This is a genomic window from Streptomyces sp. NPDC091371, assembly GCF_040684275.1.
Classification (GTDB): Bacteria; Actinomycetota; Actinomycetes; order Streptomycetales; family Streptomycetaceae; genus Streptomyces.
On record NZ_JBFBFP010000041.1, the window covers coordinates 64,281 to 70,488 of the forward strand.

Genomic DNA, 6,208 nt, shown 5'->3' on the forward strand with positions numbered 1-6,208 from the left:
GGGCCCGGTCCGGGTTCAGCTGGTGGGGGAGTGGGCGGTGGTCAGGCGTCGCGTGAGCTGTTCGCGTACGCGGGGCCAGTCGTGCCGGGTGATGGAGTAGAGGGCGGAGTCGCGTACGCCGCCGTCGGCGGCGAGGAAGTGGGCGCGGCGCGTGCCTTCGTGGACGGCTCCGAGGCGTTCGATGGCGGTGCGGGAGCGGGTGTTGCGCACGCCGGTGTGGAGCGAGATCCGGTGGACGTCCCACTGGTCGAAGGCGAGGGACAGCAGCAGGTATTTGGTTTCGGTGTTGATGCCGGTGCGCTGGGCCCAGGGGGCGAGCCAGGTGGAGCCGATCTGGCCGGCGTTGGGTATGGCGTCGGGGTTGACGTGGCCGGGGCGCGGTGGCCATACGCCGGCGTGCCAGTACTCGAGGTCCCGCAGGCGGCTCGTGCCCGCGACGCTTCCGTCGTGGTCGCGGATGATGGTGTAGGTGACGGCGAGGTGGGCTTCGGCGTCGAGGCGGGCACGCTCGACGTACCGGTCCACGGCGTCGGCGTCCGCGGGTACGTAGGTGTGGTCGTAGGTGCTGCGGTCTTCCGTCGAGGCGCGGAGCAGGCCGGGTGCGTGGGCGTGGGTCATGGGCTCCAGGCGTACGAGGTGTCCGTGCAGGGGCAGGGCTTTGGGCATGGGGTGGGAATCCTGTCGTGGTTGTTCGTCCTGTGGGCGGGGAGCAGGGGCGCCGGCCCACGGCGGGTCAGTCCCGCAGCCGGGCGCGGCAGGCGTCGACGACGGCCGGCGTGACGTGCGGCAGGATGTCGGTCCAGACGGGGCACGGGTTGACCTCACAGACCACGAAATGCCCGTCCGGGGCGAAGGGCAGGTCGACCCCGGCCAGGCCGCCGCCCATGGCGTCGGCGGCACGGCAGGCGAGTTCCTCCCCTTCGGGGTAGCGGCCCAGGCACGCCTCGGCCGTTCCGCCGCGACCGCCTTGCCGTCGACGACCACGACGCGCGGGTCCCGTCCCCTGGAGCTGGGAAGGTATTCCTGGAAGAGGCAGGGGACGTTCTGTTTCAGACTGCCTTCGATGTTGGCCTGCATCGCCATGTCGTCGACGAGGAAGACGCGGCTTCCCCGGTTGCCGCGGGCGGCCTTCACCACGCGGGGCTCGTCCCACCGGCGCCCGATGACCTGCACGACCTTCGAGTCGGCGTAGGAGTCGGTGTCGGGGACCGACAGTACGAAGTGCCCGGTCCGAACGCCTCGGTGAACGCGGCGGCGAGCTGCCTGCCGATCCGCCCCCACCAGCTCGCCGTATCTGGCACTTCTACCGCCTTCGAGCGTGGCCCGGTCCGGGCGAGGGGCGCGGGGCGCACCGGGCAGTTCCCGACAGCGGGGCCCGGCGGCCCGCGACACCAGGCTGACCATCGCCTCGACCGCGTCGGCCTCGCTCAGCCCGTGGTCATGGCACAGCGAGCGCCAGGTGCCGAACTCGGCGGCGTGCGCGATCAGCGCCGACCGGTGGTGAGCCGAGGTGCCGCGGTCGGCGAACGGGGCCAGCAGGACCGTGCGGTAGCGGGCATCGCGGGCGGCCAGGGACTCGCGTTGAGCGGGCGGGAGGGCGTGCGAGTCGCGGCGGACCAGGGTGAGCATGGGCTCGCCCTCACGGTAGAAGCGGTACAGGTCGGTCAGGCCGGCGCGCAGGCGCGGCCGCGCGCCGGGGATGGCGGCCCATGCGTCGGGATCGGGTAGACGCATGCCCGAGAGCCAGTGGGCGGAGCAGGCGGCGAAGAGCGCCTCCTCCTCCGGGAAGTGGCGGTACACGGTCAGCCGGGTCACGCCGGCCTCCTGGGCGATCGCCGCGATGGTGGTGGCGGCCGGCCCGATGCTGCCGTGGAGTCGGACTGTGGCCCGCACGATGCGCTCCCGGGTGTGCGCGACCTGTTCCGCTCGCTCCCGCATCTGATAGCCCCGAGATTTCGGCGTACGTCGTCGAGCATCCGTTCGCCGTCGGCGCGATCGCTCCGGTGCACCAGCACAGCCGGGAGGACGAGTACTCGATCGTGCTCGAAGGCGAGATGGGCTTCCGTTCCGGTGACCGCGAGGTCGTCCTCGGGCCCGGCGGATACATCACCAAGCCCCGTGGGGAGATGCACACGATGTGGAACGCCGGCACCGCGCCGGCCAGGAGCATCGAGGCCATCACGCCCGGCGGCTTCGAGCGGTACTTCCACGATCTCGCCGGACTCCTGGCGGAGGGCCGGCCGGATCCCGAGGCCTTCGCCGAGCTGGCCGCCGCGTACGGGCTCACCTTCGGCCGCCCCGCCTGGCTGGACGATGTGGTCCGACGCTACGGCCTCACCGCGCCGTGGGCTTCTGGCGGGGTGGCGTCTTCTTGACCGTTCAGGCCTGCCGGCGGGCCCCGCACGTGCGGTCGCACGGGGGATCCCGGCCTTCTATCTCCAACCCGTGTTGTTCCTAGAATGGCGGGATGGAGGACATCGACGCGATTGCGGTGTTGCAGGATCCGGTGCGGCGCCGCCTGTACGAGTACGTGACGGCCCAGGGGCGCGAGGTCGGCCGCAACGAGGCCGCCGAGGCGAACGGGGTGGCGCGCACGCTCGCCGCGCACCATCTGGACCGGCTGACCGAGGCGGGCCTGCTGGAGAGCGGCAGCCGCCGCCTTACGGGCCGCTCGGGACCAGGGGCGGGCCGACCCGCCAAGGTGTACACCCGGGCGCGGGGCGAGTGGGCCGTGTCGCTGCCCGCCCGCGACTACCGAACCGCCGCCGAGCTGCTTGCCGAGGCCGCCGAGCAGGCCGGTTTGGATGCCGGGCTCTGCGCGGCCGCGCGCCGCCGGGGTGAGGCCCTGAGGGGCTCGGCGGCGCCCTGCGGCGGCATCGAGGAGGCCATGGAGGTGCTGGCCGCCCGGGGCTACGAGCCGCACCTCGAAGCCGTAGGGGGTGTCGAGGGGGCCGACGGTACGGCCGGCGCGGCCGAACGCGTGGTCCGCATGCGCAACTGCCCCTTCCATGCCGTCGCCGAGCGCTTCCCGCCGCTCGTGTGCGGCATGAACCTCGCACTGCTGGAAGGGCTGTTGGGTGAGAGCGGACCGGTCCGTGCCCGGATGGACGCCCGGCCGGGACAGTGCTGCGTGGTCGTCGAAGTCTCTAAAAACAATAATCATTGACATAGAAAGTGGGGCCATGCTGGGATGAGGGCATGACCGCATCCACGCATGCCGCGCGCCCGGCCCACCCGGCTCCGACCGCCCACCTCGCCCAGATCAACGTCGCCACGCTCCGCTACCCGCTCGACGACCCGCGCATGGCGCAGTTCGTCGAACTGCTCGATCCGGTCAACGGCTCCGCCGACGGCGCGCCCGGCTTCGTGTGGCGGCTCGTGGAGGAGGGGGAGGCCGACGCCACCGCCCTGCGGCCGCTGGGCGAGGACGTCATCGTCACCATGTCGGTGTGGGAGAGCCGGGAGGCGCTGTGGGAATTCACCTACCGCAGCGGGCACTTGGAGGTCATGCGCAGCCGCCGCGACTGGTTCGAACGCCACGTGGAGGCACACCTGGTCCTCTGGTGGGTCCCCGCCGGCCACCGCCCGAACGTCGGCGAAGCGCTGGAGCGGCTGGCGGACCTGCAGGCGAACGGCCCGTCGCCGCGCGCCTTCACCTTCGTCTCCTCGTTCACCGCGGCCGAGGCCGACCAGCACGCTCAGGCCCTTCCGCAGGCACAGCTCGAGGGCTCGCCGACGCTCTGACCACGTCGCACGCTCGCCGCCGCATCCACCGGCCTGCCGGTGGGGCCCCCTGTCTGCCGGCGGTCCGCCTGCTCGGGTGCGAGGTCGGCGCGTCTGGAACGATGTGTCCGTGCATGCTGATGATCAGGTTGGTGAGGGTGTCCCCGCAGAGCTCGCGGCATTCGTGCGGAGTGCGGTCGACGACCGCCCGGTGAAGATCGCACCTTGCGTGTGTGCGGGGTGCGGCGGCCGCGTGTTCTTCGTGCTGGTCAACGCGTCCGGAGCGGAACGGGACTGTTCTGGCTGCGGCAGCCGTGCGTTCATCGCGGACAGCGAGGAGTACTGGAACGAGGACTCCTGGGAGGACGACGAGCCCGGTGCGGCCGAATGTCCGTGCGGGAGCGAGGAGTTCGAGGCTGCGGTTGCGTTCTCGTTCGGCAACGGCGGAGCGGTCCGCTGGGTGAGTGTGGGCCTGCGGTGCATCGAGGACGGGTTCTGCGGGGTCTATACCGACTGGAAGATCGACTACGGCCCGACGGATCACCTCCTGACCATGGTCTAGGTGGGCCGGGCCGCCAGCGCCCGGTGGGGTCCGCGTGTCAGCGCCCCTTGAGCAGCGCGCAGGCGAAGTCCTCCTGCACGGTGCGCAGCCGGGCCAGCAGCGCGGGCTTGTTGCCCTTGCTGGTCTGGGTGTTGATGGAGAAGGTCAGCGAGCGCGCGCCGTCGGGGGTGGTGGCGGCGAGCTGGGTGTAGCCGGGGAAGTTGCCAGTGTGGCCGTAGAGCACACCGCAGCGCGTGGTGTACTGGAAGACCGCCAGCCCGGCGGCGTTGGTGCCGGGGCCGGCCGGCTCCGATGAGTCGCCGGGGCGGAAGGTGAGCTGCTCCTCGCGGGTCTCCTCCGAGAGCAGGGCGGGGCCGCCGTAGGCGCGGATGAACGCGCCCAGCTCCGTCGGGGTGGAGATGATGCCGCCGGATGCCCAGACGCCGGATACTCCGACGGCCTCACTGACGTCCTCCGGCTCGGCGGGCGGGCGGACGTCGTAGCCGTGCAGGTACGGACTGGGGATCAGGTAGCCCGAGGGCAGGCTGGTGCGGCGCAGCCCCAGCGGCTCGTAGACGAACTCCCGCAGGAGGTCCTCGTAGCGGCGGCCGGTGACGGCCTCGGCCATGAGCGCTACGGCGATGTTGTCCGAGTTGGAGTACTCGTACAGGGAGCCGGGCCGGAACAGCAGCGGCTCGCCGGCCACGAAGTCGAGGAGCCGGCGCGAGTCGAAGACGTGGCGCGGGTCGGCGCTGATGATCGCGACGAACTCGGGGGCGGTCGAGAAGTCGGGCAGGCCGCTCGTGTGCTGCAGGAGCTGGCGCAGAGTCACCGCGTGCCAGGCCGAGGGCTGGTCGGGCAGGACCTCGCCGATGGTGTCGTCGAGGGAAAGCCGGCCCTGGTCGACGAGTCGGAGGGCGACGGCCCCGCTGAACGCCTTGGCGATGCTGGCGATGCGCATGTGGTCGTCGGGCCGAGGCGGGCGGCCGGTCGCGATGTCGCCGACACCGGCGGTGTACACCTGCGTACGTTCCCCCCGGGTGAGGAGCGCGATCACCCCGGGCGGGCCGTCGTCCTGGGCGACGAGCCGGTCGAGCTGCCGCTGGAGGCTCTTGTCGTGGTGCAGGCCGCCCTCGCCCGGACCGGGCTCGCCGGCTGCCTGCGCTGGCTGCAGCAGCCCTCCGAGCGCGGCGGCGGCGAGGGCGGTGGCGGACAGTCCGATGCGGAGGCGGCGCCTGCGGGCGGGGGTCGGCACGAGCATGTCTCCTGTGTGCGGTGGGACGCCGGGGCGGGGCGAGGCCCGAGCGGTACACCCGCCTGCCTAGCACCCCCGGGCCGCGCACCGGGCCGACGGCGCGCACGGGCACCCCCGGTTGGCCGCGCAAGTCACGACCGGTCCGCGGCGCACCTTCAGTGGGGGCGGTGCCGGTCCGGACCGCGCCCAGGCCCTGGGTATCGCTGCCGACCTCGCGGACCGCGCACCACGGCACGGTCCGCGAGCGGCCCGCCCGCGGTCGATGAGGCCTTTGGCATCGATCCGGAGCCCCAGAAGGAAGCCCTGGAGACGCGTTGGACGCCGCGATCACACCAGCCGCCCGGCGATCATTTCGGTTGCGGAGGTCGCTCGTTCCAGCCGATCCTGTTCACCTGGTTTCTCCCAGGAGGCCCCGTCCTTTAGGGCGGGGAGGAATGGGTCCTCGGCGCGGAGCCGCGGAGCGGCGGAGTTCTCTTCGCGTCTGTTCTGACCTGGACTTTCCTGCGTTGTCAGTGGGTGCTGTTAGGTTGCTGATCATGACAACCGCAGCGATGGCCGATGAGGGTTCCGGGCACGTCCGGTACACCTTTCGGGTTCGGCTGTCGTCGACTGCCCGTGGCGCGTTGGAGGCGGAGTGGGGGCGGTGTCGTTGGGTGTGGAACGAGTGCGTGGCGATGTCCCGCAAGGTC

At 72.0% G+C, this 6,208-nt stretch carries 6 protein-coding genes and 1 pseudogene; 5 read left to right on the top strand and 2 right to left on the bottom strand.

Annotated elements, in window-relative coordinates; translation table 11 throughout:
• Positions 1-15 precede the first annotated feature (15 nt).
• Complete coding sequence (locus AB0O21_RS31820; RefSeq protein ID WP_365176548.1) at positions 16-1,893, bottom strand: GNAT family N-acetyltransferase; 1,878 nt, start codon at positions 1,891-1,893, stop codon at positions 16-18.
• 59 nt (positions 1,894-1,952) lie between these two features.
• On the opposite strand from AB0O21_RS31820, the gene AB0O21_RS31825 reads away from it, so the two are divergent.
• From AB0O21_RS31825 to AB0O21_RS31840, 4 genes are all read left to right on the top strand, one after another.
• Positions 1,953-2,375, top strand: coding sequence for a cupin domain-containing protein (locus AB0O21_RS31825; RefSeq protein ID WP_365176562.1), 423 nt, complete (start codon positions 1,953-1,955; stop codon positions 2,373-2,375).
• Between the two features lie 92 nt (positions 2,376-2,467).
• Positions 2,468-3,166, top strand: a complete 699-nt coding sequence (locus AB0O21_RS31830) for a helix-turn-helix domain-containing protein (RefSeq protein WP_365176550.1) — start codon at positions 2,468-2,470, stop codon at positions 3,164-3,166.
• 32 nt (positions 3,167-3,198) lie between these two features.
• A complete protein-coding gene (locus AB0O21_RS31835; RefSeq protein WP_365176552.1) occupies positions 3,199-3,744 on the top strand; it encodes a DUF3291 domain-containing protein in 546 nt (181 codons plus the stop codon).
• Positions 3,745-3,934: 190 nt separating this feature from the next.
• Positions 3,935-4,285 (top strand): hypothetical protein, encoded by a 351-nt coding sequence (locus tag AB0O21_RS31840; RefSeq protein ID WP_365176554.1) that lies wholly within the window; start codon positions 3,935-3,937, stop codon positions 4,283-4,285.
• 37 nt (positions 4,286-4,322) lie between these two features.
• Here the strand turns inward: AB0O21_RS31840 and AB0O21_RS31845 are convergent, their stop codons facing one another.
• Positions 4,323-5,525: a serine hydrolase domain-containing protein gene (locus AB0O21_RS31845; RefSeq protein WP_365176556.1), complete on the bottom strand. Its 1,203-nt coding sequence runs from the start codon at positions 5,523-5,525 to the stop codon at positions 4,323-4,325.
• 530 nt (positions 5,526-6,055) lie between these two features.
• On the opposite strand from AB0O21_RS31845, the pseudogene AB0O21_RS31850 reads away from it, so the two are divergent.
• Positions 6,056-6,208, top strand: a pseudogene (locus AB0O21_RS31850) (RNA-guided endonuclease TnpB family protein); the annotation flags it as partial.

Coding starts and splice junctions, on each gene's coding strand:
- AB0O21_RS31830 (WP_365176550.1), top strand. CDS start 2,468: ATGGAGGACATCGACGCGATTGCGGTGTTGCAGGATCCGGTGCGGCGC.
- AB0O21_RS31835 (WP_365176552.1), top strand. CDS start 3,199: ATGACCGCATCCACGCATGCCGCGCGCCCGGCCCACCCGGCTCCGACC.
- AB0O21_RS31845 (WP_365176556.1), bottom strand. CDS start 5,525: ATGCTCGTGCCGACCCCCGCCCGCAGGCGCCGCCTCCGCATCGGACTG.